The organism is Diaphorobacter aerolatus, assembly GCF_014489535.1.
Classification (GTDB): domain Bacteria; phylum Pseudomonadota; class Gammaproteobacteria; order Burkholderiales; family Burkholderiaceae_C; genus Diaphorobacter_A; species Diaphorobacter_A aerolatus.
The window spans coordinates 16,790-42,103 of sequence record NZ_CP060783.1; the positions used below are offsets into that span (position 1 = coordinate 16,790).

The following is a 25,314-nucleotide window of genomic DNA, read 5'->3' on the forward strand; positions in this document are numbered from 1 at the left end:
GCTCAAACCTCTACGGGCACCGAGGGCACTGGGGTCGAGGCGCTCCTTGTCCTAGTCAATTGCGAAAGCGCGCGTTCGAGTGTGGGGTAGGCAAACGCGTAGCCACTGGCAAGCGCATGCAGCGGCGCGGCGTTCTGGCCGCAGAGCAGTAGCTCGGACAACTCACCCAGCGCGCCGCGCAGTGCCCACGCAGGCACGCGCAGCCAGACGGACTTACCGTAGGCAGCCGCGAGTGCCCGCGCGAAGTCGGCCTGCGTAGTCATGGCCGGCGCGACGGCGTTGAGTGCGCCGTGCATCAACGGTTCGGTCATGGCGTGGCGAATCAGGCCGATCAGGTCGTCGAGGTGAATCCAGGGCATGGGCTGGTTTCCCGTTCCCAGAAAGGAGGCAAGCCCCCATCGCGCCGCCAGCGCCTGCGGTGCCAAGGCGCCGCCCGAGTCGCCAAGCACGATGCCCGGGCGCACGCAGACCACGCGCGTTCCGAGGGCCTCGGCGCGCAGTGCCTCGCCCTCGATGGCCACGCACAGGTCCGACTGGAAACGCCCGGGGTCGGCTGCGGCGGATTCGTCGATGCGTGCGGCCCCATGTCTGGTGCCGTAGTAGCCGATGGCCGATGCGCTGATCAGCACCTCGGGCGCGCGATGCATGCGGGCCATGAGCGCGAGCAGGTCGCGCGTGATGTGGATGCGGCTCGCGAGCAGTTTCTGGCGGCGCTGGCGCGTCCAGCGTCCACCCAGAATGCTGGCCCCCGCAAGATGCACGACCGCGTCGATGCGTGTTTCGGACGGGATGTCTGTGAGCCGGTCCACCGCCCAGAGTCCGTTGCCAAACTGCGCGCGGGCCTGGAGCGGGTCGCGGCTGAGCACGATCACGCGGCGGCCTTCATGCTGCAGTTGCCTCACAAGCGCGGTGCCGACAAAGCCGGTTGCGCCGGTCACCAGCACGGTCGAGGTACCGATGGCCTGCGGGATCGACCTTACGCTGTGAGGCTGCACCGCCTTGCCCATCTGCCAGACGGCAACGGCGTTGCGCACGCTCCAGATCGAGACGCCCAGCGCAGCAGCGGTGCAGAACCAGCTCCACAGGCCGTGGTAGGTGAACACGATTTCGGTCGGCATGTGCGCGGCCTGCCACAGCATGGGGGCGAGCAGGCCGAGCAGCAGGCCATAGCTCACGGTCAGCACGGTGTGCAGCGCGCGTTCGAACGGCGGCAGCTTGCGGCTGCGGTCTTCCTCGAGAAAATCGGCCACCGTTATGAGCATCTCGGCGAGCAGCAGCGCGGCGACGGCAATGGCCCAGATGCCTTGGAGTTGAATCCATGCGAATGCGAGATACAGCACGCCGTATATCGCCTCTCGCAGGGAGTGCAGGCGCAGCTCGTAGCGCGCGGAACTGCGCTGCGGCAGACGCGCATGCAATTCGTGATGCCAGAGGTTGTCGAAGCCCCCGAGCATGGTCTGAAAGGCGAGTACGCAGAAAGCGATGGTTGTCATGGTCATGTTCTTTCCTGTTCTGTTGGTTTCTCAATGGATGGCTGCGGGGTCGTCGAAGACGCCGGTTTGATGGAAGGTGTCGCCCCAGAGCGGGTGCCTCATGTCGAGCGTGAAGCGGAACTGGCCCGGGCCCACGTCCTGATGGGAGACGCGGCAGGTGCCTGGCGTCATCCACGCGGGAATCGCGATGCGCAATCCCCGTACCAGCAAAAAATAGCCACGGCTCTCGAACACCAGAGCGCCATCCGCTTCCACGCGCACGTCGAGGTGCATCGACAGTCCGCCTGAAGTGCATTCCTCCAGCGATCCATCGGGGCCGAGGCGCTTGGTCGAACGCACGCGCTGGTTGCCCAGCACGCGCTCCCAGACGACGCCGCCCGCGCCGTCGTTGCGCACGTTCACGCTGGCCGCTACGGCCTGCTTTTGTGACGCGGCGAGCGGGCTGCCGAGCAGCGCGGCGGCCATGCCGAAGAGACGGCCCATGCGCGAGGCCTTGAGCTCCATGCTGCCGCGGTAGGTGACGTCCGCGTGGCCGGCCGCAAAGCGTCTGCGGATCGCGGGCGACAGGCGGTTCCATGCGGCCTCGCCGACGAGGGCCGACAGGTCAAGGGCGGAGTGAGGGCTTGCGCGGCCCGAGCCGTTCAGCCGGTCGGTACGGGATGCGATGGAGCGGTGCAGGGTGTTCATGCACAGGGATGTGCAGCATCCGTGCCAATCGCCAAGCGGTTGATTTGTTTGGGGTTTTTATTTTGATTGTCAACGCTGGATACAGGAGCATTGGCGCAGGCGTCAACGCCGTTTACAGTGCAGGCCATGGCCATTCACGTTGCATTGCTGCTAACCCTGCTCGAAACGCTTTCGCTGAGCGTGGTTCTTCTGGTCTGGGCCAAGCAGGTGCAGGGCGCGCGCCTGCTGGTGGTGTTTCTGGCCGGCGTGGCGACCTGGATCATCGGCAACGAGCTGCCGAACTGGTTCGGCATCGAGACCGCGCCGCTTGCGATGGCATTGCTGTCCACGGTGCCGTTGACGTCGGCGGCGTTTCTGCATTTCTGCCTGATCTTCTGCCACTCGCCGATCAATCGGCGCTGGATCTATGCGGCCTATGGAGGCGCGGGGCTTGCGACCGTGCACGCCTTGCTGCGTTCACCGGGCCGGTTCGAGCACTTTCCGCCGTTCACGGGCATAGAGTGGGTGGTGGTGCCCAACCATGTGGGGTGGGTGACCAGTCTGGTCTGGGCCTGTCTGGCCGCGCTCGGCATCGTGGTGCTGATGATGGCCTTTTTGCATGCGGCCTCGGCGCAGCGACGGCGTCAGATCGCGGCGGTCGCGATCTCGTGCGGCTGGGGCCTCGTGGCGATGTCGGGCTATGCGTTTGCGGCGCTGAAGATCCCTGTCTATCCATGGCAGGTGCTGGCGGCGCCGGCCTATCCGGTGATTCTGGTCTACGGCATTTTGCGGTATCGGGTGTTCGTCGCCAACGTCTGGGCGCGGCGCGCGCTGGCGTCGGCGATTCTGATCGCGCTTGGCGTGCTGGTCGTGCCGCTGGCGGTGTTGCTGCCCTTCGAATCGCGCTGGGTGGTGGCGATTGCGGTGGCCGCCGTCACGCTGGCGTTGCGCGGGCCGGTGTGGAGCTTTGCCTCGCGCCTCGTCTATCCGGGCGGCATGCCTTCCGCCGACGATCTGCGGGGCTGGCGTGGGCAACTCAGCCAGGCGGGTTCGCTTGAGGATCTTGCCAGCACCGCGCAGGCGCTGTTGTCGCGACGCATGGGCATGGAGATTCTGGTGCGTGTTGAGCGCGAGGCGACCCTTGCTCTCGGCAGTGATGCGGGCACAGGCAATGAGCCGCAACCGACGCTGCTGTGCAAACCGGCAAGCTCCGGCGACTGGCACACGCAACTGCTGGGCTTTGGCGAAGCGCCGCCGGGCCAGCGTCATCTGGCCGAGTTGTTCGGCAGCATTCTGGCCGACGCCGCGGCTTCCGTGGAGCGCGCCGAGCAGGCCCGCCAGCGCGAACGCGAAACGCAATTGCAGGCACGCCTGGCCGAACTCGGCTCGCTCGCCACGACGGTGGCGCACGACCTGCGCAATCCGCTCAACATCATTGCGATGGCGGTGGCGATGACGCCGCAGGACACGCGGCAAGAGGTGGGCGAGCAGATCGCGCGCATCTCGCGCCTCACCGAAGACCTGCTCGACTACGCCAAGCCATGGCAGATCCATGCGGCGCCGACCGATATTGCGGCGCGTGTGAAAAGCCTCATCCGCCGCATGCCGCAAGTGGAGCTGGGGCAGGGTCTCGACGGCGCACTCAATGCGCGGCTCGACCCGGCGCGCTTCGACCAGGCGGTGATCAACCTGCTGACCAATGCCCGCCAGTCGGCCGCGAGCCAGCGCGTCATGGTTGACGCCGAGCGCACGCAGGACGCCGTGCTGCTGCATGTCTGCGACGACGGCTCGGGCATTCCCGCCGATCTGCGCGAGCGGCTGTTCGAGCCATTTGCATCGCGCAGCCCGGGCGGTACGGGGCTTGGGCTTGCCATCGTCGCGCGCATCATGTCGGCGCATGGCGGCACGGCCACGTTGACCGAGCGCGCGCCCTGGCGCACCTGCTTCACGCTGAGCTTTCCCACGACCGAGAACACGAGCGCACCATGACCTCGACCCATGCAGCCACGACAACACCTACGGGTCACATTCTTCTGGTCGATGACGAACCGGCGTATCAGCGGCTCGGCGCATCGTTTCTGCGCCAGCTTGGCTACCGGGTGTCCGTCGCGGGCGATGCCGATGAGGCGCTGCAGTCCTTCGAGAGCGATACGCCGCAGGTTGTGCTGCTCGATCTCGCGATGCCGCCGAGCATGGATCCAGAGGCCGGGCTGTCGCTGATTCCACGCTTTGCATCCGCCGTCGTCGTGGTGCTCAGCGGACATGGTGACCGCGACATTGCGTTGCGCGCGGTCGAGCTGGGCGTCTGGGATTTTCTCGTCAAGCCCATCGATCCCGAGATGCTGCGCGTGGTGGTCATGCGCGCCATGCACAAGGCGCGCCTCGATGCCGAGGTGCGCGAGCTGCGCTGCGCCAAGAGTGGTGGCGATCCTGACGAAATGGGGTTGATTGGACAGACTCCCGCGATGCAGCAACTGCGCGCCATGGTGCGCCGCGTGGGGGCCACGTCGGTCAATCTGATCGTGCTTGGCCCGACTGGAACCGGCAAGGAACTGGTGGCGCGCGCCTTGCATCAATGCAGCGCCCGGCATGCCGGGCCGTTCGCGATCATCCATTGCGGAGCGCTGTCCGCCGAACTGCTGGAGAGCGAGTTGTTCGGGCATCTCAAGGGCAGCTTCACCGGCGCGCACCGCGATCAGCAGGGGCTGGTGGAGACCGCGCACGGCGGCACGCTGTTTCTGGACGAGGTGGGCGAGATGCCAACGCTCATGCAGGTCAAGCTGCTGCGCTTTTTGCAGGAGGGCACCTTCATGCCGGTCGGCGGTCGGCAGGAGAAAAAGGCCGACGTGCGCGTGGTGGCCGCGACCCATCGCGATCTCGAAGCCATGGTGCGCGAGGGCAGCTTTCGCGAAGACCTTTACTACCGTTTGAAGGGCATGGTGCTGCGCACGCCCGCGCTGGCCGATCGCGGCGCGGATGTCCCCTTGCTGGCCGCGCGGTTCCTGCACGGTGTGACGCCGCAGGCGCGCTTCAGCGCCGATGCGCTGCAATGGCTGCAAACGCGCGAGTGGCCGGGCAATGTGCGGGAGTTGAAGGCGGTGGTGGAGTCGGCGGGAGCGCTGATCCTGCCGAGAGTTCGAGCGTCGATGCCGATCTGCTGCGCTTTGCGAGCGGCGAGAGCACCCAGTTGCCCGAACTGGTACACGACACCGCCGAGGCGCAGAAGCACGAGCCGCCCGGCAGCATGGACGCCGCGCTGCTCGAACTTGAAACGCGGATGATCCGCGAAGCCATGGCGCAGTCTGGCGGCAATCAGTCCGAGGCGGCGCGCGTGCTTGGCATCTCGCGCGTCGGGCTGATCAAGAAGCTCACGCGCCTCGGGCTCAGATAGCGCGTTGTTCCTGCTGTCTGAGCTTGCGGCTTTGCAGGCCAAGCAGCACCAGCACGATGGCTACGAGCGGCAGCATGCCGACGTTGATGCCGTTCCAGCCGACGGTGTGCAGCAACTGGCCGGAGCCGAACGAGGCGATTGCCACCGTGCCGAACACCAGAAAGTCGTTGAGCGCCTGAACCTTGGCGCGCTCGGCGGGGCGGTAGCACTCGGTGACCAGCGAGGTCGCGCCGATGAAGCCGAAATTCCAGCCGACGCCCAGCAGCACCAGCGCGCCCCAGAAGTGAAACAGATCAAGCCCGAGCAGCGCCATCACCCCTGCCGCGCCAATCATCACGAGACCCACCGAGGTGATCGTGCGGTTGCCGAAACGGTTGATCAGTTTGCCGGTGACAAAGCTCGGCGCAAACATCGACAGCACATGCCACTGGATGCCCAGCGCCGCTTCGCCGACGGTATGGCCGCAGCCGACCATCGCCATCGGCGCGGCGGTCATGAGAAACGCCATCAGGCCGTAGCTGACCACGCCGACTGCGGCGGCGACGATGAACCTCGGCGTCTTCACGATCTCGGCAAGCGGCCTGGCTTCGCCCGCCACCACCTTGGCCTGGGTCCTGGGCAAGCGCAGGCAGGCCAGGATCGGCAGCGCCAGCAGGGCGAGCGCGGCCTGCCCGTAAAAACTGCCTGCGAAGGGCGTGCCGGGCAGTGCGTCGCGCGTCCAGATCACGATCTGCGGGCCGATGATGCCCGCGATCAACCCGCCGATCATGATGCGCGAGATGGCGCGCGCCTGCACGGCCGAGTCACCCATCACCGCGTCGGCCGCCGCAAACCGGTAGCTCTGCACGCAGGCCGCATAAAAGCCCGAAAACGCGGTGCCGATGCAGAACAGCACAAAGTCCGACTGCGCGATCCCCTGCGCCGCGACCGCTCCGGAGACGGCCCCCATCAGCGCGCCGATCATGTAGGTGAAGCGCCGCCCCATGCGATGCATGAGCCACGCGGCGGGCAGGGTGCACAGCGCGAGCGTGAGCTGGTACAGGCTCACCGGCAAGGTGGCCGCCGAGGGGTTGGTCGAGAGCTGCTGGCCCACCAGCCCGCCGAGCGAAATGATGATTGGCGGGGACGCACCGCCAAGCGACTGCGCGGCGATCAGCAAACCCAGATTGCGGCCTTCGCTGGATTTTTCGGTTGCGGGTGCTGTCATGTTGTCTCGCATGGCTTGTGGCTACGTGCCGGCCTCATGTCTGTCGAACCGAGATTTCCTCGATCTGATGCTTCTCGCCCTTGCGCAACACGATCCGCGCGCGCCCGCGTGTGGGCTCGATGTTGTCCAGCAGGTTGGGCAGGTTGATCTGCTGCCAGATGCCGCGCGCCACCTGCGTGGCCTCGCTCTCGCTCAGATCCTTGTAGTGATGGAAGTACGAGGTCTCGCGCTGGAACACGGTGCGCTGCAGTTTGAGAAAGCGCTCGATGTACCAGCGCTCGATCAGCGTCGATTCGGCGTCGAGATAGATCGAGAAATCAAAGAAATCCGATGCCACCGCCGCAGCGATGTTCTTGGTCTGAAGCACGTTGAGACCTTCGAAGATCAGGATGTCGGGCCGGTTCACGGTCTCGAATTCGTCGGGCACGACGTCGTAGGCCTCGTGCGAATAGACCGGCACCTTGAGTCCCGATTTGCCGGATTTGACGGCTGAGAGAAACTCCAGCATGGCGGGCAGATCGTAGCTGTCGGGAAAGCCCTTGCGGCCCATGAGCGCGCGCTCCTGCAGCTCGCGCGTGGGGTAGAGAAAACCATCGGTGGTCACCAGTTCCACGCGGCGGCCCGGCACGGCGGTGGATAGCACCGCGCGCAGCAAGCGTGCAAACGTACTCTTGCCCACGGCCACGCTGCCCGCGACGCCGATCACATAGGGCGTTGCCGCAATCGGGCTGCCGAGGTCGATGCCGCCGCTGTACACGATGCGGCTGAGTTCGTGCGCGGCGCGGATGTGCGCGTTGATGAAGCGTGTGAGCGGCAGAAAGATTTCTTCGACTTCGATCTGCAGCGCCGGATCGTTGACGCCGCCCAGCATCTCGATGCTCGCGCGCGACGGAACCTGGTCATCGGGGCTTCTGAGCGCCGCCCACTGGCTGCGGTCGAAGATCACATAGGGCGGTTCCACGCGCGGCGGCGTGACTGCGGTGTGAAGCGGTGACGTGAACGAGGGGCGAAGAGCGGGCGATGAGTTCAATGGTGCACCTCTGGGAGGTTTGTCTCTGCAGTCCTGCCGGACGCCGCAGCGTCGCGCGATGGCGCTATTGTGCATTGGAGTGCGGGCCGCAGCGAAAAGATGTCAAAACCGTGACGCAGGTGCCGCGCAGGGCTGCAAACCGTGCAAGACGGAAAATGAACCGGCACGGGAAGGAAATGAACGACGCTGGGATAATCGCGAACCTTATGCCTTTGCAGATCACGTTTCCCGAATCCCTTCCCGTTTCCGCCCGCCGTGAAGAAATCATGGAGGCCATGGACCGTCACCAGGTCATCATCGTTTGTGGAGAGACCGGTTCGGGCAAGACCACGCAGCTTCCCAAGATCGCGCTGGCGCTCGGACGTGGCAAGGTCAACGCGGTACCCGACGAGAAGGGCAACGTGCGCGGCCATCTGATCGGGCACACGCAGCCGCGCCGGATTGCCGCGTCATCGGTGGCCAAGCGCATTGCCGAAGAACTCAACACGCCGCCGGGCGAGGTGGTCGGCTACAAGGTGCGGTTTCAGGACACGCTGCAAAAGGGCGCGTCCGTCAAGCTGATGACCGACGGCATCCTGCTGGCCGAGACGCAGACCGATCCGCTGCTCAAGGCCTACGACACGCTGATCATCGACGAGGCGCATGAGCGCAGCCTGAACATCGATTTTCTGCTCGGCTACATCAAGCAGATTCTGCCCAAGCGTCCCGATCTGAAGGTGGTGGTGACCTCGGCCACCATCGACGCCGACCGCTTTGCAAGGCACTTCGAGAACAGGAACGGGCCCGCGCCGGTGATCATGGTTTCGGGCCGCACCTTTCCGGTGGAGATGCGTTATCGGCCGTTCGAGGAGAAAAAGGATTTCGATCTCAACGACGCGATTGCCGATGGCGTGGACGAGTTGTGGGCCGGCGGCAAGGGCGGCGACATCTTGGTGTTCCTGCCCGGAGAGCGCGAGATCCGCGAGGCAGCGGACCATCTGCGCAAGCATCTGCAGCACTCGCCCGTGCTGCGCAATGCCGAGGTGCTGCCGCTGTTCTCGCGGCTCTCGCAGGCGGAGCAGGAACGCATCTTCGATGGTCACACGGGCCGCCGCATCGTGCTGGCCACCAATGTGGCCGAGACCTCGCTCACGGTGCCGGGCATTCGTTATGTGATCGACGCGGGCACGGCGCGTGTCAAACGGTATTCGTTTCGCAGCAAGGTCGAGCAATTGCTGGTCGAGCCGATCAGTCAGGCGGCTGCCAATCAGCGCGCGGGGCGTTGTGGCCGCGTGGCCAACGGCATCTGCATTCGCCTGTATGACGAGGCCGATTTCGAATCACGCACGCGCTTCACCGATCCCGAAATTTTGCGCTCGTCGCTGGCGGGGGTGATTCTTCGCATGAAGTCGCTCGGTCTGGGTGACGTGGTGCATTTCCCGTTTCTCGAATCGCCCTCGGGCCGCGCGATTGCCGATGGCTACCAACTGCTGGCCGAACTGGGCGCCGTCGATGATCGCGGGCAGTTGCTGCCCATGGGCAAGGAGCTGGCGCGCCTGCCGCTCGACCCGCGCGTGGGCCGCATGATTCTCGAAGCGCGTGAGCGCGGCGCGCTGGCCGAGGTGCTGATCATCGCATCGGCGCTCAGCGTTCAGGATGTGCGTGATCGCCCCATGGAGGCGCAGCAGCAGGCCGATCAGCAGCACGCGAAGTTCGACGATGAAAAAAGCGAATTCAGCGGCTATCTGCGACTGTGGAAATGGCTGGACGACGCGCGCGGCGGCAAGGTGGTGGCCAGGACGCGCAAGGAATTGGCGGCGGCGCACGCCGCGCCCAAGGCGCTGGGCCGCAATGCGGCGTTTCTGCCCGTGGCGCAGCGCTCCGTCTCGCCCTCGACTGCTCACCCACTCCCGCCAGCCGCAGCGGGCAGCGCTGAGGGTCAGCAGGATGGTGGCGGGGCGACTCACAAGCTCAGCAATCGCCAGTGGGAGCAACTGCTGCGCCAGAACTTCATCAACATCCGGCGTGTGCGCGAGTGGCGCGACATCCATTCGCAACTGCTGACCGTGGTGAAGGAGCAGAAGTGGCAACTCAATGACGAGGCGGCCGGATACGAGCAGGTGCACAAGTCCATGCTGTCGGGACTGCTCGGCAACGTGGGTTACAAGGGCGAGGAAAGCGACGCCTACCTGGGCTCGCACGGCATCAAGTTTCATGCGCATCCCGGTGCGCACCTGTCGAAAAAACCGGGACGCTGGATCGTCGCGGCGGAGCAGGTCGAGACCTCGCGGCTTTACGGTCGCGGCATCGCCGCCATCGAGCCGCAATGGCTGGAGGAGGTGGGCGCGCATTTGCTGAGAAAGCAGATGCTTGATCCGCACTGGTCCAAGAAGCAGGCCGACGTGGTGGCGCTTGAGCGCGCGACTCTGTACGGCCTCGTGGTCTACAACGGGCGGCGCGTGAGCTTTGGCCGCATCGACCCGCAGACCGCGCGCGAGCTGTTCATCCGTCAGGCGATGGTCGAGGGCGAGTGGGAGACGCACTGGCAGTTTCTCGCGGCCAACCTCAAGCTGGTCAAAAAGGTCGAGGAACTCGAGCACAAGAGCCGCCGCGCCGACGTGCTGGTGGACGATGAACTGATCTACGCGTTCTACGACCAGCAATTGCCGCGCGACGTCTTCAGCGGCGCGAGCTTTGACAAGTGGTTTCGCAGCGAGTCGCGCGGCAACCCCGATCTGCTGCGTCTCTCGCGCGACGAACTGATGCGGCACGAGGCTGCAGGGATCACCACGCAGGCGTTTCCCAAGACCGTCAAGCTCGGCGGTGTGGATTGTGGCGCGCAGTACCTGCACAGCCCGGGCGACGCGCGCGATGGCGTGACGGTGACCGTGCCGCTGTTCGTGCTCAATCAGGTCAGCGAGGAACGCGCCGAGTGGCTCGTGCCCGGCATGTTGAAGGACAAGATTCAGGCACTGCTCAAGAGCCTGCCGCAACGCCCGCGCAGCCGCTTTGTCCCGTTGCCGGAAAGCGCGCAACGTCTGGCCGATCTGTTCAACACGCCCGAGCGATTCGGGCGCGATGGACTGATCGACACGCTGCTCAAGCAGGTGCGCGATGAAACCTCGCTTGACGTGAAACGCGCCGATTTCAAGCTCGACATGCTGAGCCCGCATCTGTTCATGAATTTCCGCATCACCGATGAACACGGGCGGCAGTTGGGGCAGGGGCGCAATCTGGGTGCGCTCAAGTCCGAGCTGGGTGCCAAGGCGCGCGGTGCGTTCCAGGCGCTGGCGTCGTTGCGGGTCGCCACGCCCGAAGACGGCGCGGCCCGGTCCGATCCACCATCCGACGACCAGGCCACCGCCCGCAAGCCAGGCAAGGAGGCCGCGAGGCCCGACAGTGCCCCCCGGCTGCAGGCCGATGCCCGCTACAAGGAGTGGACCTTTGGCGAGCTGCCCGAACTCATGGAGATCAAGAAGGGCAATCAGACGCTGATCGGATTTCCGGCGCTGATCGATCACGGGGACGCAGTCGGCATCGAGGTCTTCGACGAGCCCGAGGTCGCTGCGGCCCGACATCGCCTTGGCTTGCGCCGCCTGTTCGCGCTGCAGATTCGCGATGCACTCAAGTATCTGGAGAAGAACATCCCCGATCTGCAGAAGATGGCGGTGGCCTACATGCCGCTTGGCACGCAGGAGGAACTGCGCGAACAGATCATCGATGTGGCCATCGACCGCGCGTTTCTTCAGGAGCCGTTGCCCGCCAATGACGCCGATTTCAAGCAGCGCGTTCAGGATGGCCGTGGTCGCCTGACCCTGATTGCGAACGAAGTGGCACGCATGGCCAGCGTGATCCTGACCGAGTATGCGGCCGCGCAGCGCAAGATCAAGGACACGAAGAACGCGCCCGATGCGACGGCCGACGCCACGGCGCAACTGCAGCGCCTGATGCCCAAAAATTTCATTGCCATCGCGCCCTGGGCGCAGTTGGGTCACTACGCGCGCTATCTGAAGGCGATCACCACGCGGCTCGATAAATACCGGGCCGATCCGGCACGCGACGTCGCCAAATCGGGCGAATTCAAGGCGCTTGAGCAACGCTACTGGCGCCTGGTGTGCGAGCGCAAGGGACAGGTCGATGCGCGCATGCAGGAATACCGCTGGATGCTTGAGGAGTTGCGCGTGAGCTTTTTTGCGCAGGAACTGCGCACGCCATATCCGGTCAGTACCAAGCGGCTCGACAAGGTATGGACGCAGCTACAAACCTGATCTGTGGCGTGCCAAGGAGAGTTCCCGCCGCTCCTGCGCTGGCTGCTATTTCACCGGGTACTCGAGCACGACGCCCATGCCGCTCGCGAGAGGCTGCACCCGGCCCTTGGCGTGGACCTGATCACCGAGCTTCCAGGCCAGTTTCCTGAGGCCATCAGGCCGGGTATGAATGAAGTCACCAGTGTCCAGCACCACGCCGTTGGGCTCGCCGTGTCTGGCATAGTTGAAGCGCACGATCTTTCCGCCAATTTCTTTCTCTGATGCGGTGTACTCGGCGCTTTGGGAGTCATCGCCGCGACCCACGATTTCGATCAGGTCGTAGACTTCATGCTCGGCCTCGCCCTTGGGCGAAGGCTTGCGCAGCGCGCCGATCAGCGTGAGCTTCTGACCTTGTTTGAGATGCAGGGCCAGATGAGCCAGATGCGCCTCGTGCTTGCCGATGACGAATTGGACGGCGATGCCATCGACATCCAGCATCAGGCCCTCCACCGTGCCGCGTGGGCTGTAGATCGGTTGCGCAAGCGTGCCTTGCAATTCCCAGTATTGATCAGTCATGATGTATTTCCTTGGTCTGTCCATCAGACCATTGCAGACGAGGCAGATAGGGCGATTGCGGAAAGTTTCAAGAGACGGCCTTGTAGGATTCCTCCCCTTGTGTCGTAGGGACGTGAGCTCTGTCACCGCGCTCGTTGCACGCAAGGTGAGCGGCCCGCGCAGCGGTCCGAACCATCGTTGAGAATCGGCGCAGTGATCCCCACGAGTTTCGCCGCCTCGAATTTCCTGCATTCAACCATTCATGTTCTGGAATCGCCATTTCAACGAGACGGAGCACGCCTTCGTGCACCGCTTCTTCGCGCATTCGCTAGCCGCATTGCAGCCGCGCCTGCGTGTGTACCTGCGCCGCGTTGGGGACACGCACCGCGCGCTGTCGTTGAACGGTGGGCGCATCTACATGCCCAGAGCCTGTTTCGTGGATGGCGATCCGACGCGCTCGCTGAGGCTCTCTCACCCCTATGTGGCAGGGGTTTTTGCGCATGAACTGCTGCACCAATGGCAGCGCGTGCGGGGCGTCGCGGTCACGCGGCAGGCGGCCTGGCTACAGACCAAGGCCGTATGTCTGCGACGCGATCCCTATGCCTACGAGGCCTGCGACGATGCGGCGTTGATGCTCGCGCGATTTGTGTCTGCGCAGGTCGAGCAGCAGGGGCAGATGTGGCAGGACTACGTGACGGGTTGCGTCGCCGGACATGCCGATCCGGCGTTTGCCGAGGTGGCCGCGTACGTTGCTGGATCGCCTGTTGTCGATGCGCCGGGTGCCGCAGTATCAGCGGTCATCCCGCCTGGAAATTCATCGCGCTGGTGAAATCGTTGGCATCCACGTCGCGCGCGGAACCGAATCCCGCCACATGCCGGGCCAGCAAGGGCGTGATGCAGACAAAACGGAAATCGGGCAACCCGGTCATGAATTCCGCTTCCGGAAAGCGTTGCACGTAAGTGGCGCGCGCGGCGGTGTGGAGCACGCTGTCCCGGGGCGGCGTCGATGCGACGCCTTGCAGGCTCACGCGTTCCAGCGCGTGCACGGCTTCGCCCGGTGTCTCGGGTGCGCTGAACAGCAGCGAAACGGCAGGGTGTCGCTCCATGGCGCGGGTGTGGATGGCAAGCGCGCTCACATGCAGGACGATGCAGCCGAATTCGGCGCACCACGCAAACGGCACCATCGATATCAGCGGCGCGGCCAGCTGAGCGCTGGCCGCGTCCGGATCTTCGAGCGAAGACGTGGCGAGCGCCGCGGTCCGGCGCTGTTCGATCAACTCGCGCAGACTTTGCTGCAGACGGGACTCATGGGCCATTGCGGGCTGCCTTGAAGGATGGAGTGATCAGCGATTGTAGAAAACAAAGAAAAGCCGGTGAACCCAGAGCAGTGCACGCAATGTGCGCCGCCATGGTTTGTTCACCGGCTTTGTTCCAGGCCGAGCCGCGCGTGGCGATTCGTCAGGCGCAGGGCTGCATCAGGCGGTCAAGACGATCGAGGCGATCGAGTTCTGCGCAGACGTCGGCCATGCGGCCCGAGATGACGAGGCGGCCGGTGCCCGTGGCATCGGACTTCACGACGACGCGCAGCGCGGGCGTCTCGCGCTGGCGGGCTTCGCGCCGGCAAGCGCCGTGCGGCCAACAAGATTGTTGCTCGCGAGTTGCAGCGCGGCCTGCTGCGGCAGCGGGCCGAGGCGGTCGCAATTGGATGCGGCCGTGGAGAGCTTGCGTACCTTGCCGAGGCGCGGTCGCACGAGCAGTTTCAGTCGGGAAATGTCGACCTCTCCCGGCTGGGAGACGGAGTCGTCATTGCCCGCGCGCTGTGTGACCCAGTGGGCGAGGCGGTTCAGAGGCTGCGCGAAAGGCAGGGCGATGGCGGACAGTTCGATCAACGATGAGCGCATGTGATTTCTCCAGCATGGCGGCGGTTCAGGCTCGCCATGAAAAGGGTGGAACACAGGCAGGATTACCGAAGTACGGACGAAGCGCTGCCACAGGGTTGGCGAATCCATCATGGACCCGCCATACGCCCGCCACCTGTGAAAGCGCTGGGAAACTGGTGAGTGACCGCTGCTCTACATGAGCATGGTGTTGCGGATCAGGCCGACGGCAAGGCCTTCGATCTCGAAGGGTTCGCCCGGCTGAACGGTGATGATTGGATAGTCCGGGTTTTCGGGCAGCAGTTCGATCTGCCCGCCCGCGCGGCGCAGGCGCTTGACGGTGACTTCATCACCGAGGCGCGCGACGACGATCTGGCCGTTGCGCACATCGGTGGTGGCTTGTACGGCGAGCAGGTCGCCGTCCATGATGCCGGCGTCGCGCATCGACATGCCGCGCACCTTGAGCAGATAGTCGGGCTTGCGCGCAAACAGGCTGTCTTCGACCGTGTAGCTTTGATCGACGTGTTCTTGCGCGAGAATGGGCGAGCCGGCCGCGACACGACCGATGAGCGGCAACACGAGTTGCGAGAGCCCGGGGATCGGCAGGTTGAACTGCGAACCGCGCGCCGCATTGATGTTGCGCACGGTGTCCGAGCGCAGGCGGATGCCGCGCGATGTGCCGCTCACCAGTTCGATCACGCCTTTCCGTGCCAGCGCCTGCAGGTGCTCCTCGGCCGCATTGGCGGACTTGAAGCCCAGTTCGGAGGCGATTTCGGCGCGCGTGGGCGGTGCGCCGGTGCGCGAGATGGCGTTCTGGATGAGATCCAGAATCTGCTGTTGGCGGGCGGTGAGCTTGGGGCTGTCGGACATGGTGTGATCCATCCAATACAGTCGGGTTACTGAATAGGTACTGTGTAAAAAACCAGTTCCTGTATTTTTGAACAGTTTTTAAGGAGACGCAAGTGCTTGTTGCAAAAAAAATCGTTCTGCTGGGAACCGGTGGGACGATAGCGGGCACCTCGGCGGTCGCCGGAGCCAATACAGGCTATATCGCTGCACAGATAAGTGTGGAGGATCTGGTCAAGGCTGTTCCTGCATTGGCAGAGGCTGCGCCGGGTGGGCTTGTCTGCGAACAGATCGCTCAGATTGATAGCAAGGACATGGCGCATTCGATCTGGCTGAAGCTCGCGCGTCACTGCGAGAAACATCTGGCGGACCCGGACGTGCAGGGCGTCGTGATTACCCATGGCACGGACACGCTCGAAGAAACTGCGTGGTTTTTACAACAGGTGCTGAACCCGGCCAAACCGGTCGTGCTGTGCAGCGCCATGCGTCCGGCGACGGCGCTGGTGCCGGACGGGCCGCAGAACCTGCTCGATTCGGTGATTGTTGCGGGCGAACCTACGGCCTCTGGCGTGCTGTGCGTCGCGGCCGGTGAGATTCACGGCGCGCGTGAGGTCAGCAAGCAGCATCCGCTGCGGCTCAACGCGTTTTCGTCGGGCGACATCGGGCCGCTTGGCTGGGTGGAGGGCGCTCGCGTGCGCTGGACGCGCGACGTGCCGCCCGAGCCGCCGGTCGCCTCGTCATCGGCGCGGCTGGTCGAGGCGCTGCCCGAGCCGGATCTGTGGCCGCAGGTGGAGATCGTCATGAGCCATGCGGGCGTGAGCGGGGCCTTCGTGCGCGTGCTGACGGCGCAGGGCGTGGATGGCATCGTCGTCGCGGCGACCGGCAACGGAACGGTGCACGAGGCGCTTGAAAAGGCGCTCGAAGCCGCCGAGCAGGAAGGCGTGCTGGTGCGTGTGGCCTCGCGCTGCGCCGAGGGGCAATTGCTCGGCGAGCCCGACGCGCGCTGGGCCAGTGCCAACGGGCTCAGCCCGGTCAAGGCGCGCATCAGCCTGATGCTCGATCTGATCGACGACGATCTGGCCTCCGGGGAAGAGGGCGAGGTGGGGGTCGATTGATCGCACCTGCGGGTGCTTTCACGCAAAAGGCTCGGCCCGACGCAAAAACGCCGCGTGAAGCGGCGTTTTTGACGGAAGCGAGAGCGTAACAATCGTGCGGGTCAGCTTGCCAGGGCTTCGAGTGCGCGCTGGGTGATTTCTTCCACACTGCCGCTGCCGCTGATGGCGCGGTACTTGGGCGCCGATGCCGCATCGGTTTTGGCCCAGTTGGAGTAGTAGTCGACCAGGGGACGGGTCTGGGCGTCGTAGACGTCGAGGCGCTTCTTGACGGTTTCTTCCTTGTCGTCTTCGCGCTGCACCAGGTCTTCGCCGGTCAGGTCGTCCTTGCCCGTGGCCTTGGGCGGATTGAACTTGACGTGGTAGGTGCGGCCCGACGCCGGATGCGAGCGGCGGCCACTCATGCGTTCGATGATGGCGTCGAAGGGCACGTCGATTTCGAGCACGTAATCGAGCTTCACGCCTGCGGCCTTCATGGCATCGGCCTGCGGGATGGTGCGCGGGAAACCGTCGAACAGGAAACCCTTGGCGCAGTCCGGCTGGGCAATGCGTTCTTTCACCAGATTGATGATCAGGTCGTCGCTGACCAGTTGGCCTGCATCCATCACGGCCTTGGCCTGAACACCGAGTGGCGTGCCGGCCTTGACGGCGGCGCGCAGCATGTCGCCCGTGGAGATTTGCGGGATACCGTACTTCTGGCAGATGAAGGCGGCTTGCGTTCCCTTACCGGCACCGGGGGCGCCAAGCAAAATCAGTCTCATGGATGTCCTCAGTATGTTTTTGAAATCTGCGGCACGTCAGGGACGGGCAGGCCAACGCCCGGTCTCGTGCTCATAACCGGTCAAGGATAGCATGCGTAGCCCGCATCAAACTGACGGTATGGATCGGGATAATCTCGGGTGTGCGCAAGCTCTCGCAAACACGCTCGGCGGCCCGGTGAGGCCTCGTTCAACCCAGCAATGCGCGCACACGCTCGAGATCGGCGGGTGTGTCGACCCGGGGCCGGGCGCATGCGCGCTCACGTGCACGGCGATGCGGTGGCCATGCCAGAGCGCACGCAACTGCTCGAGCGCCTCCAGCACTTCGGTGGGCGCGGGCGCGAGGCGCGGAAACTCGCGCAGAAAACCTGCGCGGTAGCTGTAGATGCCGATATGCCGCAGGGGCGCCGAGCCCCTGGCGACTTCAGGCAGGTTTTTTTCGTCTTTCCACCACGCGGAGCCCGGCGCGAAATCGCGTGCGAAGGGAATCGGTGAGCGGCTGAAATAGTGCGCCAGGCCCTTGGCATCGAGCACCACCTTGACGACGTTGGGATTCGCAAATTCCTCTACCGAGTCGATGGCATGTGCGGCCGTGCCCATGCTGGCATCGCCGCGTTCGCCGAGAATCCGGGCCACGGCATCGATCAGTGCGGGATCGATCAGCGGCTCGTCACCCTGGACGTTGACCACGATGTCGTCGCCGCTCAGGCCCAGTCGTTCGCAGGCCTCGGCCAGGCGGTCACTGCCGCTCGGATGATCGGCGCGGGTCAATATCGCGTCGATGCCATGAGCCCGGCAGGCTTCGACGATGCGTGCGTCGTCCGCTGCCACCACGACGCGCGTCGCAGCGCTTTGCAGGGCGCGGCGTGCGACGTGCACCACCATGGGCGCACCGGCGATGTCGGCCAGCGGCTTGTCGGGCAGGCGCGACGATGCCATGCGCGCCGGAATCAGCACCGTGAACGATGCTGCGACGGGCGCGGCTGCGCTCATGCCTCCAGTTCCTGATCGGTGAGTTCGCGCGCCTCGTTTTCCAGCATCACCGGAATGCCATCGCGCACCGGATAGGCCAGACGGGCGCTGCGCGAGACGAGTTCCTGGCGCTCGCGGTCATAGGTCAGCGGGCCTTTGGTGACGGGGCAGACCAGCAGTTCAAGCAGTTTGGGATCCATGGCGGTGTTCTCGGCGCAGCGTCTGGGCAGGCCGCGTATCAGTCATTGAGCAAGGGGAGGATGATAGCGCCTGAGCAGTCCATCAAGCGCGTCAAAAAACGCCGCGGGCAGATGAACCTGTAGCGGAACCGCCAGCGCATCGGGGACTGTCCGCCAGAGCTTGATCGCGTCCTTCTCGGTGCACAGGAGTGGCAGCGAGGCATCGCCAGCCGCTTGCCAATGCGTGAGATCGGCGTGATCGGGCAGGGCAAAGGTGCGCGCGAGCTTGAGTCCGCGCGCGCGCAGCATCGCGAAAAATTCCTCGGGTCGAGCGATGGCGGCCAGCGCGTTGACGTCCTGTCCGCGCAGGGAATCGAGCGGAACGCGCACCCCCTGAGCGGTGACGGCATGCTCGGCAAGTTCGCGGCTCAACGCGAACTGCGGTGCGGCGCCGCCCGGTGCATGACCCGCATGGAGCACCAGATCGACCTTGCGCGGCCACGGCTCGCGCAGCGGGCCTGCGGGCAGCAGCCAGCCATTGCCGATGCCTTCGTCGTTGAACACGCAGATTTCGATGTCGCGCTGCAGGGCCAGATGCTGCAGGCCGTCGTCGCAGACGATGACGTTCACCTCGGGATGTTCGACCAGCAACGCTTTGGCCGCATCGGCGCGCTGGCGGGCCACAAACACCGGCACGTCGAGCGCGCGGGCCAGCAGCAGCGGCTCATCGCCCACCTCGTTCGGCGTGCTTTTTTCGGTGACTGCGCGGCAGTCGGCGGTCTGGCGACCATAGCCGCGAGAGACGACACCCGGCCGGAATCCGCGCGACTGGAGATGCCGCACGACGGCCATGGTCACGGGCGTCTTGCCCGCGCCACCGGCAATCACGTTGCCCACGGTGATCACGGGAACCGGAAGCCGGGTGCTTGCGAGATGGCCGCTGCGGTAGAGCATACGGCGCAGCGCGGTGAGCGCCGCGTAGAGCTTCGAGACCGGCCACAGCAGGCAGGCGAGGGCGCCTCGGCGCTGCCACGATTGGCGCAGCGCTGAAGATGCGTTCCCGGCCATGACCGTGTCTTACTTGCCGGCCGATGCCGACGTTTGCGTGGCGAAGGTGATTTGCGAGAGGCCGACGCGGCGCGCGGCTTCCATGACGGTGACCACCGCCTGGTGCGGCGAAGACGCGTCGGCGCTGATGATGATCACGCTGTCCTTGCCCGCTTTGGCGGCCTCGGACAACGCGCCGGCAACGGCCTCCACGTTCTTGCCGCCGAGGGCGGTGCGGTTGACCGCATAGCGACCGTCCGCGCCCACGGTAACGATGATTTCCTTGGGGCGATCTCGCATCTGCTCCACATCGGCCACGGGCAGCGACAACTGCATTTCGGTGAACTTGCTGTAGGTGGTCGAGAGCATCAGAAAGATGAGGATCACCAGCAGCACGTCGATGAACGGAATCAGGTTGATTTCCGGCGCTTCCTTGGCGCGTGGTCGAAAATTCATGGCGAATCTGTGCCTGCGTTGTTCTTGGGCGGGCGCTTACCCGGCGTGGCGCTTGAGATGGCGCAGGAACTGCTCGGACGCGAGTTCCATCGACAGCAGGTAGTCGTCCACGCGGCTGCGGAAATAGCGCCAGAAAATCAGCGTCGGAATGGCGATCATCAGGCCGAACGCGGTGTTGTAGAGCGCGATCGAGATGCCGTGCGCGAGCTGCTGCGGGTTGCCGCCCGACACCGTGCCGCCGCCGCCCTGCGAGCCGAAGATCTCGATCATGCCGACCACGGTGCCGAACAGGCCCAGCAACGGAGCGGCCGATGCAATCGTGGCCAGCGCGTTCAGGTATTTTTCGAGGCGATGCGCCACCGCGCGGCCTGTACTTTCCATGGCGCCGCGGACGTCTTCCTCGGTGGCCTGGGGCTCGCTGTTAAGCATCCGCAGCCCCGAGGCCAGCACTTCACCCATCGCCGAATTCTGGGCCAGTTGAGCCACCACGTCGGTACCGGGCACGCCCTTGGAGGAAACCGTCATGGCCTCGTCAAGCAGCTTGGGCGGCGCAACACGCGCGGTTTTCAGGGCGATGAAACGCTCGATGATGAGCGCCAGAGCCAGGATGGAACAGGCAATCAATGGCCAGATGGGCCAGCCTGCGGCTTGTATGATCGACAGCAAATCTCTCTCCTGCGGAAAAGGCAGTGGGCGATTATGGCTCAGCTCGCCGGACAAGCTACAAAAATTGCACTGCGTTGTGGTTTGGCTATCAATTTAATACAGTGAATTGCAAAAAGTCTCCCACAGTTTCTGTGGATAACTTTGTGGAGAAGTGGCATCGCACACGCCGCAAAGCTGCATGGCGTGGTGGTTTCGACAAAATGATCAAAAAATCGTCATTAAATTTTCCTTATGAATCAATGACTTGCACGATGAAATGCGCGTCCTGTGAGGCTTCTTGGCGGGTGCGTGCCTGCGGTGCGCTGACCACGCTTGCTGTGGACTACTACGAATTGTCATTTGCCCGAAAGCCAGAGCCCATCTATGTTTGAGAGCCAGAATGTAGGACTGGAGCCACACGTGTGGGACGTTGGTGCATTGTGTCGCGCCATTTCGGACGCTTTGCAGGCGCGCTTCAATCCGGTCGCGGTGCGCGGCGAAATCAGTGGGTTTTCGCGCGCTGCCAGCGGGCACTGCTATTTTTCGATCAAGGACCCGCAGGGCCAGATTCGCTGCGCGATGTTCAAGCGCGCGGCCTCGCAAATGGATTTTTCGCCGCGTGATGGAGAACTGGTCGAGGTGCGCGGCAGACTCGGCGTCTACGAGGCACGCGGCGATCTGCAACTGGTGGTCGAGAGCATGCAGCGCGCGGGCAGGGGGCGCTGTTCGAGCAGTTCCTGCGGCTCAAGGCCAGGCTCGAAGCGGAAGGCCTGTTCGACGGCGCTCGCAAGCGGGAATTGCCGATCTTTCCGCGCGCCATCGGTGTCGTCACCTCGCCCGGCGCGGCCGCCTGGCACGACGTGATGACCGCGCTCAAGCGGCGCGTGCCGCATATTCCCGTGGTGATGGTGCCGGCGCTGGTGCAGGGCGCACAGGCCCCGCAGTCCATCGCGCGGGCGCTCGATGCGCTGTATGCGCTCTCGGGCGAGGCGGCACACGCGCATGGAATTCCTCGCGTCGACGTCATATTGCTGGTGCGTGGTGGCGGCTCGATCGAGGATTTATGGGCCTTCAATGACGAGCAATTGGCGCGCACCATCGTCCAAAGCCCGGTGCCGCTGGTGAGCGGCGTGGGGCACGAGACCGACTTCACGATTGCCGATTTCTGCGCGGACCTGCGCGCGCCGACGCCGACTGCCGCCGCCGAACTCGTCGCCCAGCCGCGCGAGGTGTGGCTTGGCGCGCTTGCATTGATGCACGAGCGCCTGAGCGAGGGTGTCGAGCGCCAGCTTGATCGCCATGCCCAGCGGCTTGACCTGGCGGCACGGCAGATCAGCCGTCCGTCCAATCTGGTCGCACGGCAGCGGCTCGATCTGCTCGCGCGCGCCCAGCGATTGCGCCATGCCGTGCAGCAGCAGGTCCATCGCGGGGACCGGCGGCTCGAGCAAATCCGCTCCGCCTTGCCCAGATCGGTCGAGCGCTCTCAGGCGCAGCTCCTGCAACGCCTTGAGCGCGCCACGACACGGCTGGAACTGCTCAATCCGCAGCATGTTCTGGCGCGCGGCTATGCGTTGCTCACCAACGAGGACGGGCAGGCGGTGGTGAGCGTGGACCAGGCTCCGGCGGGCTCGGCGCTGCGAGCCACGGTGTCCGATGGAACGCTCGACGTCGTAGTGACCCCGCCGAGGTTGCTGTGATCGCAGGGCGCGGGCCTGAGGCTCGCCGACGGCTTGCCCGCGTGTAAGTCGATGGCGCATCCATTCCCGTTTTCCGTCGCAGGGTTGTTTCAACTCCTACAATGACCCAGGACTCTCACGGGCTCACCAAAGACAGCCCGATTCACTTCAACCCACGAGGAAACCATCATGGAACGCACTCTTCCACCGCTGCCCTATGCAATCGACGCCCTTGCTCCTGAATACAGCAAGGAAACGATGGAATACCACTATGGCAAGCATCACAAGGCATACGTGGACAAGCTCAATGAGCTGCAAAAAGGCACGGAATTCGAGAACATGGAACTCGAAGACGTGATCAAGAAGGCTTCGGGCGGCATCTACAACCAGGCCGCACAGATCTGGAACCACACCTTCTTCTGGAACTGCATGGCTCCCGAAGGCGGCGGCGAACCCACAGGCGCTCTGGCCGACGCCATCAACAAGAAGTGGGGCAGCCTTGCCGACTTCAAGAAGGCATTCGTCACCTCCGCCGTGGGCAATTTCGGCTCTGGCTGGACCTTCCTCGTGAAGAAGGCCGACGGTTCGGTCGACATCGTCAACATGGGCGCCGCAGGCAATCCGCTGACGACCGGCGACAAGGCCGTGTTGACCGTGGACGTCTGGGAACACGCCTACTACATCGACTACCGCAACCTGCGCCAGAAATTCGTCGAAACCTTTTTCGACAAGCTGGTCAACTGGAAGTTTGCCGAGAAGAACTTCGCCTGATTGATGGATTGATTCTTGAGGCTTCAACAAAGGCCGGAGTCGCGATGCGCGGCGTCCGGCCTTTTTGTTGCCCGGTTGCACTCAGTCGGAAGTCTTTGCAGTACGCGCCTGTAGCAGTGCCATCAGCGCTCGCAGCGCGGGTGGCAGATGCCGCCTGCTGGGATAGTAGAGATAAAAGCCCTCGGTCGGCGGACACCAGTCGGCGAGCGCGCATTCGAGCCTGCCGTCCGCGAGCGCCTTGCTCACCATGTCTTCATAGACATACGCAAGCCCGACGCCAGCGAGCGCGGCTTGCACGATCATCACGTCGTCGTCGAGCCGGAGCGGGCCGTTCACCTGAACCTCGAGCCTGCGGCCCTGCTTGCTGAACTCCCAATGATAGGTCGCGCCGCCAGAAAAGCTGCGGTTGATGCAGGCGTGCGACTTCAAATCCTCGGGCAGCTCTGGTTTGCCCGAGCGCGCGAAATACGCGGGCGTGCCGACGACGATGAAGCGCGGCACGGGTTGCAGGGGCAGGGCGATCATGCCATCGGCCAGGCGCTCGCCGAAACGGATACCGGCGTCGAAGCCACCCTGCACGATGTCGACGAGACGGTCGTCGGTCGCGATCTCCAGTTCCACCTCGGGGCACTGTTCGTGGAACGCTGCAAGCACCGGAGCGAGCACGATGCGCGCGGCCTGGCGCGGCACGTTCAGGCGCAGCTTGCCCGTGGGCGCAGCGCCCATGCTGCGCGCTTCCTGTAGCGCGAGGTGCATGTCGCCAATCGCGGGCGACAGGCGCTCGAGCAGCACCTGTCCGGCCTCGGTCGGTGTGACGCTGCGGGTCGTGCGATGCAGCAGTCGCAATTGCAGTGTGGCTTCGAGCTGCGTCAGACCATGGCTCAGCGCCGAGGCAGTTACCCCGAGTTCGCGCGCGGCGGCGCTGAAGCTGCGGTGCTGGGCCACCTTGGCGAATGCGGCGAGCGCGTCGAGGCTGGGTGACTGGGAGCCAGAGCGGGTTGAGGGCATTTGTGAAAATGACTCATGAGTTATTTGAGCATTACACGGATTATCAATCTGAAAGCCGGGGCGCAGACTATGGTTCTTTCTCCATCACCAGCAACAAGGAAACAGACATGAAGACCGGAACACTCGGATCGCAGGGGCTCAAGGTGTCGGCCATCGGCCTCGGCTGCATGGGAATGAGCTTCGGCTACGGCGGCGCGCAGGAAGGCGACTCGATCAGCACCCTGCATCGCGCGCTGGAACTCGGCTGTAACTTCTGGGATACCGCCGAGGTCTATGGCCCTACACCAACGAGGAGCTGCTGGCCAAGGCGCTCAAGGGTCGGCGCGACCAGGTCGTCGTGGCGACCAAGTTCGGCTTCAACATTGCCGATGCAACCCCCGGGCGGCGCGGGCCGCAGCGCATGGTGGGGCTCGACAGCCGCCCGGCGCACATCCGCGACGTGGTGCACGCTTCGCTCAGGCGCCTTGGAATCGAAGCCATCGATCTGCTGTACCAGCACCGCGTTGATCCCGAGGTGCCTATCGAGGACGTCGTCGGCACCATGGCCGACCTGGTGCGCGAGGGCAAGGTGCTGCATCTGGGACTTTCCGAGCCTTCGGCGGCGACGCTCCGGCGCGCGCATGCGGTGCACCCGATCAGCGCGGTGCAGTCCGAATACTCGCTCTGGAGCCGCGAGGTGGAGCAGACCACCTTGCCCACCTGCGTCGAGCTGGGAGTCGGATTCGTGCCCTACAGCCCGCTCGGGCGCGGTGCGCTCACGGGCAAGCTGCCCGCGCCCGATCAACTCGCGAGCGACGATTTCCGCCGGGGCCTGCCGCGCTTTCAGGCCGACGCGTGGGAGCGCAATGCGGCGCTGATCGCCACGCTCACGCGCATGGCCGAGGCGCGTGGCTGCACGGCCGCGCAACTGGCACTGGCCTGGGTGCTCGCGCAGGGCGAATACATCGTGCCGATTCCGGGCGCGCGCCGCGAGACCCATCTGCGCGAGAACGTGGCGGCGGCAGAGATTGCGCTCACGCCGGGCGAGCTTGAGGAAATCGGCGCGGCCCAGGATCCGTCCCGCGTGCAGGGCGCGCGTTACACGGCAGCGTCATTGGAACTGGTCAATCGCTGAGTGCCGGCGCGTAGTCCGCGTCCGCCTTGCATGCCTTGCGCTGCAAGGCGGCGCGGGCTTTTTCGTTGGGCTGGTGAGGTGGATTCACCTGCAAGTCTTGTATAAGACCTGAAAAACAGCGACAATCTTCCCGCGTGATTCCGCATCGTGATATTGCGTTGCACAATGATTTCACTGATCGGTGAAGTGGTGCGCGTAATCTTCCGTCGGAACCCTGAATGTCAGCGACAGGCGTCACAAATGCCTGTCAGCATCCAGCATCCTGTTTCGCCAACTGAAAGAGAC

22 protein-coding genes and 3 pseudogenes are annotated in these 25,314 nt (G+C 64.5%); 10 read left to right on the forward strand and 15 right to left on the reverse strand.

Annotation, left to right across the window (positions count from 1 at the left end; translation table 11 throughout):
- Nucleotides 1-2: 2 nt before the first annotated feature.
- Nucleotides 3-1,499 carry a TIGR01777 family oxidoreductase gene (locus tag H9K75_RS00080; RefSeq protein WP_226858425.1) on the reverse strand — a complete coding sequence of 499 codons (1,497 nt, stop codon included), beginning with the start codon at nucleotides 1,497-1,499 and terminating at the stop codon, nucleotides 3-5.
- A gap of 24 nt (nucleotides 1,500-1,523) precedes the next feature.
- Nucleotides 1,524-2,180: a DUF4166 domain-containing protein gene (locus H9K75_RS00085; protein ID WP_187724308.1), complete on the reverse strand. Its 657-nt coding sequence runs from the start codon at nucleotides 2,178-2,180 to the stop codon at nucleotides 1,524-1,526.
- 126 nt (nucleotides 2,181-2,306) lie between these two features.
- On the opposite strand from H9K75_RS00085, the gene H9K75_RS00090 reads away from it, so the two are divergent.
- From H9K75_RS00090 to H9K75_RS23260, 3 genes are read left to right on the forward strand one after another with little or no spacing between them, the layout of a single operon-like run.
- Nucleotides 2,307-4,148 carry a sensor histidine kinase gene (locus tag H9K75_RS00090; RefSeq protein WP_187724309.1) on the forward strand — a complete coding sequence of 614 codons (1,842 nt, stop codon included), beginning with the start codon at nucleotides 2,307-2,309 and terminating at the stop codon, nucleotides 4,146-4,148.
- On the forward strand, nucleotides 4,145-5,440 hold the full coding sequence (locus tag H9K75_RS00095; protein ID WP_226858426.1) for a sigma-54-dependent transcriptional regulator: 1,296 nt from the start codon (nucleotides 4,145-4,147) through the stop codon (nucleotides 5,438-5,440). The genes H9K75_RS00090 and H9K75_RS00095 overlap by 4 nt, the downstream gene beginning before the upstream one ends.
- The gene (locus H9K75_RS23260; RefSeq protein ID WP_226858427.1) at nucleotides 5,404-5,550 is read left to right on the forward strand and encodes a helix-turn-helix domain-containing protein; all 147 of its coding nucleotides are present in this window, start codon (nucleotides 5,404-5,406) and stop codon (nucleotides 5,548-5,550) included. Before H9K75_RS00095 ends, H9K75_RS23260 begins: the two co-directional genes overlap by 37 nt.
- Here the strand turns inward: H9K75_RS23260 and H9K75_RS00100 are convergent.
- Nucleotides 5,543-6,757: an MFS transporter gene (locus H9K75_RS00100; RefSeq protein ID WP_226858428.1), complete on the reverse strand. Its 1,215-nt coding sequence runs from the start codon at nucleotides 6,755-6,757 to the stop codon at nucleotides 5,543-5,545. The genes H9K75_RS23260 and H9K75_RS00100 overlap by 8 nt on opposite strands.
- A 34-nt stretch (nucleotides 6,758-6,791) precedes the next feature.
- Entirely contained in the window at nucleotides 6,792-7,787 is a 996-nt protein-coding gene (coaA, locus tag H9K75_RS00105; protein ID WP_226858429.1) for a type I pantothenate kinase, read from the reverse strand.
- Nucleotides 7,788-7,993: 206 nt separating this feature from the next.
- Here coaA and hrpA point away from each other — a divergent pair, with 206 nt between their 5' ends.
- Nucleotides 7,994-12,034: an ATP-dependent RNA helicase HrpA gene (gene hrpA / locus H9K75_RS00110; protein ID WP_187724312.1), complete on the forward strand. Its 4,041-nt coding sequence runs from the start codon at nucleotides 7,994-7,996 to the stop codon at nucleotides 12,032-12,034.
- 45 nt (nucleotides 12,035-12,079) lie between these two features.
- Here the strand turns inward: hrpA and H9K75_RS00115 are convergent, their stop codons facing one another.
- Nucleotides 12,080-12,589 carry a hypothetical protein gene (locus H9K75_RS00115; RefSeq protein WP_226858430.1) on the reverse strand — a complete coding sequence of 170 codons (510 nt, stop codon included), beginning with the start codon at nucleotides 12,587-12,589 and terminating at the stop codon, nucleotides 12,080-12,082.
- A gap of 241 nt (nucleotides 12,590-12,830) precedes the next feature.
- On the opposite strand from H9K75_RS00115, the gene H9K75_RS00120 reads away from it, so the two are divergent.
- Entirely contained in the window at nucleotides 12,831-13,397 is a 567-nt protein-coding gene (locus H9K75_RS00120; RefSeq protein WP_226858431.1) for a hypothetical protein, read from the forward strand.
- Here the strand turns inward: H9K75_RS00120 and H9K75_RS00125 are convergent.
- From H9K75_RS00125 to lexA, 3 genes are all read right to left on the reverse strand, one after another.
- Nucleotides 13,366-13,884, reverse strand: a complete 519-nt coding sequence (locus H9K75_RS00125; protein WP_187724314.1) for a pyridoxamine 5'-phosphate oxidase family protein — start codon at nucleotides 13,882-13,884, stop codon at nucleotides 13,366-13,368. The genes H9K75_RS00120 and H9K75_RS00125 overlap by 32 nt on opposite strands.
- 255 nt (nucleotides 13,885-14,139) lie before the next feature.
- Nucleotides 14,140-14,469, reverse strand: a complete 330-nt coding sequence (locus H9K75_RS00130; RefSeq protein WP_187724315.1) for a hypothetical protein — start codon at nucleotides 14,467-14,469, stop codon at nucleotides 14,140-14,142.
- A gap of 171 nt (nucleotides 14,470-14,640) precedes the next feature.
- Nucleotides 14,641-15,315: a transcriptional repressor LexA gene (gene lexA / locus H9K75_RS00135; protein WP_187724316.1), complete on the reverse strand. Its 675-nt coding sequence runs from the start codon at nucleotides 15,313-15,315 to the stop codon at nucleotides 14,641-14,643.
- A gap of 92 nt (nucleotides 15,316-15,407) precedes the next feature.
- Between lexA and H9K75_RS00140 the strand changes: the two genes are divergently transcribed.
- Nucleotides 15,408-16,406: an asparaginase gene (locus H9K75_RS00140; protein ID WP_226858432.1), complete on the forward strand. Its 999-nt coding sequence runs from the start codon at nucleotides 15,408-15,410 to the stop codon at nucleotides 16,404-16,406.
- Between the two features lie 101 nt (nucleotides 16,407-16,507).
- Here the strand turns inward: H9K75_RS00140 and adk are convergent, their stop codons facing one another.
- The 6 genes and pseudogenes from adk to H9K75_RS00170 all read right to left on the reverse strand — a co-directional run bounded on the left by adk (nucleotide 16,508) and on the right by H9K75_RS00170 (nucleotide 20,481).
- The gene (gene adk, locus H9K75_RS00145) at nucleotides 16,508-17,164 is read right to left on the reverse strand and encodes an adenylate kinase (RefSeq protein WP_187724317.1); all 657 of its coding nucleotides are present in this window, start codon (nucleotides 17,162-17,164) and stop codon (nucleotides 16,508-16,510) included.
- A gap of 187 nt (nucleotides 17,165-17,351) precedes the next feature.
- Nucleotides 17,352-18,154 (reverse strand): annotated as a pseudogene (gene kdsB / locus H9K75_RS00150) (3-deoxy-manno-octulosonate cytidylyltransferase).
- Nucleotides 18,151-18,333, reverse strand: a complete 183-nt coding sequence (locus H9K75_RS00155; RefSeq protein WP_187724318.1) for a Trm112 family protein — start codon at nucleotides 18,331-18,333, stop codon at nucleotides 18,151-18,153. The pseudogene kdsB and the gene H9K75_RS00155 overlap by 4 nt, the downstream one beginning before the upstream one ends.
- 42 nt (nucleotides 18,334-18,375) lie before the next feature.
- Nucleotides 18,376-19,380, reverse strand: coding sequence for a tetraacyldisaccharide 4'-kinase (lpxK, locus tag H9K75_RS00160; RefSeq protein ID WP_187724319.1), 1,005 nt, complete (start codon nucleotides 19,378-19,380; stop codon nucleotides 18,376-18,378).
- Between the two features lie 9 nt (nucleotides 19,381-19,389).
- On the reverse strand, nucleotides 19,390-19,815 hold the full coding sequence (locus H9K75_RS00165; protein ID WP_187724320.1) for an ExbD/TolR family protein: 426 nt from the start codon (nucleotides 19,813-19,815) through the stop codon (nucleotides 19,390-19,392).
- A gap of 36 nt (nucleotides 19,816-19,851) precedes the next feature.
- Complete coding sequence (locus H9K75_RS00170) at nucleotides 19,852-20,481, reverse strand: MotA/TolQ/ExbB proton channel family protein (RefSeq protein ID WP_187724321.1); 630 nt, start codon at nucleotides 20,479-20,481, stop codon at nucleotides 19,852-19,854.
- Between the two features lie 23 nt (nucleotides 20,482-20,504).
- Between H9K75_RS00170 and H9K75_RS00175 the strand changes: the two genes are divergently transcribed.
- The 3 genes and pseudogenes from H9K75_RS00175 to H9K75_RS00185 all read left to right on the forward strand — a co-directional run bounded on the left by H9K75_RS00175 (nucleotide 20,505) and on the right by H9K75_RS00185 (nucleotide 22,907).
- Nucleotides 20,505-20,852 (forward strand): hypothetical protein, encoded by a 348-nt coding sequence (locus tag H9K75_RS00175; RefSeq protein WP_187724322.1) that lies wholly within the window; start codon nucleotides 20,505-20,507, stop codon nucleotides 20,850-20,852.
- Nucleotides 20,845-22,157: pseudogene (xseA, locus tag H9K75_RS00180) on the forward strand (exodeoxyribonuclease VII large subunit). Before H9K75_RS00175 ends, xseA begins: the two are co-directional and overlap by 8 nt.
- A 168-nt stretch (nucleotides 22,158-22,325) precedes the next feature.
- A complete protein-coding gene (locus tag H9K75_RS00185; RefSeq protein ID WP_187724323.1) occupies nucleotides 22,326-22,907 on the forward strand; it encodes a superoxide dismutase in 582 nt (193 codons plus the stop codon).
- 81 nt (nucleotides 22,908-22,988) lie between these two features.
- Here the strand turns inward: H9K75_RS00185 and H9K75_RS00190 are convergent, their stop codons facing one another.
- The gene (locus H9K75_RS00190) at nucleotides 22,989-23,915 is read right to left on the reverse strand and encodes a LysR family transcriptional regulator (protein ID WP_187724324.1); all 927 of its coding nucleotides are present in this window, start codon (nucleotides 23,913-23,915) and stop codon (nucleotides 22,989-22,991) included.
- 107 nt (nucleotides 23,916-24,022) lie between these two features.
- Between H9K75_RS00190 and H9K75_RS00195 the strand changes: the two are divergent.
- A pseudogene (locus H9K75_RS00195) lies at nucleotides 24,023-25,029 on the forward strand (aldo/keto reductase).
- Nucleotides 25,030-25,314: the final 285 nt, after the last annotated feature.

Bases quoted from the DNA above. Each gene is read 5' to 3' on its own strand.
- H9K75_RS00080 (WP_226858425.1), bottom strand. From the start codon at position 1,499: ATGACCATGACAACCATCGCTTTCTGCGTACTCGCCTTTCAGACCATG.
- H9K75_RS00085 (WP_187724308.1), bottom strand. From the start codon at position 2,180: ATGAACACCCTGCACCGCTCCATCGCATCCCGTACCGACCGGCTGAAC.
- H9K75_RS00090 (WP_187724309.1), top strand. From the start codon at position 2,307: ATGGCCATTCACGTTGCATTGCTGCTAACCCTGCTCGAAACGCTTTCG.
- H9K75_RS00095 (WP_226858426.1), top strand. From the start codon at position 4,145: ATGACCTCGACCCATGCAGCCACGACAACACCTACGGGTCACATTCTT.
- H9K75_RS23260 (WP_226858427.1), top strand. From the start codon at position 5,404: ATGGACGCCGCGCTGCTCGAACTTGAAACGCGGATGATCCGCGAAGCC.
- H9K75_RS00100 (WP_226858428.1), bottom strand. From the start codon at position 6,757: ATGACAGCACCCGCAACCGAAAAATCCAGCGAAGGCCGCAATCTGGGT.
- hrpA (WP_187724312.1), top strand. From the start codon at position 7,994: ATGCCTTTGCAGATCACGTTTCCCGAATCCCTTCCCGTTTCCGCCCGC.
- H9K75_RS00115 (WP_226858430.1), bottom strand. From the start codon at position 12,589: ATGACTGATCAATACTGGGAATTGCAAGGCACGCTTGCGCAACCGATC.
- H9K75_RS00120 (WP_226858431.1), top strand. From the start codon at position 12,831: ATGTTCTGGAATCGCCATTTCAACGAGACGGAGCACGCCTTCGTGCAC.
- H9K75_RS00125 (WP_187724314.1), bottom strand. From the start codon at position 13,884: ATGGCCCATGAGTCCCGTCTGCAGCAAAGTCTGCGCGAGTTGATCGAA.
- H9K75_RS00130 (WP_187724315.1), bottom strand. From the start codon at position 14,469: ATGCGCTCATCGTTGATCGAACTGTCCGCCATCGCCCTGCCTTTCGCG.
- lexA (WP_187724316.1), bottom strand. From the start codon at position 15,315: ATGTCCGACAGCCCCAAGCTCACCGCCCGCCAACAGCAGATTCTGGAT.
- adk (WP_187724317.1), bottom strand. From the start codon at position 17,164: ATGAGACTGATTTTGCTTGGCGCCCCCGGTGCCGGTAAGGGAACGCAA.
- H9K75_RS00155 (WP_187724318.1), bottom strand. From the start codon at position 18,333: ATGGATCCCAAACTGCTTGAACTGCTGGTCTGCCCCGTCACCAAAGGC.
- lpxK (WP_187724319.1), bottom strand. From the start codon at position 19,380: ATGGCCGGGAACGCATCTTCAGCGCTGCGCCAATCGTGGCAGCGCCGA.
- H9K75_RS00165 (WP_187724320.1), bottom strand. From the start codon at position 19,815: ATGAATTTTCGACCACGCGCCAAGGAAGCGCCGGAAATCAACCTGATT.
- H9K75_RS00185 (WP_187724323.1), top strand. From the start codon at position 22,326: ATGGAACGCACTCTTCCACCGCTGCCCTATGCAATCGACGCCCTTGCT.
- H9K75_RS00190 (WP_187724324.1), bottom strand. From the start codon at position 23,915: ATGCCCTCAACCCGCTCTGGCTCCCAGTCACCCAGCCTCGACGCGCTC.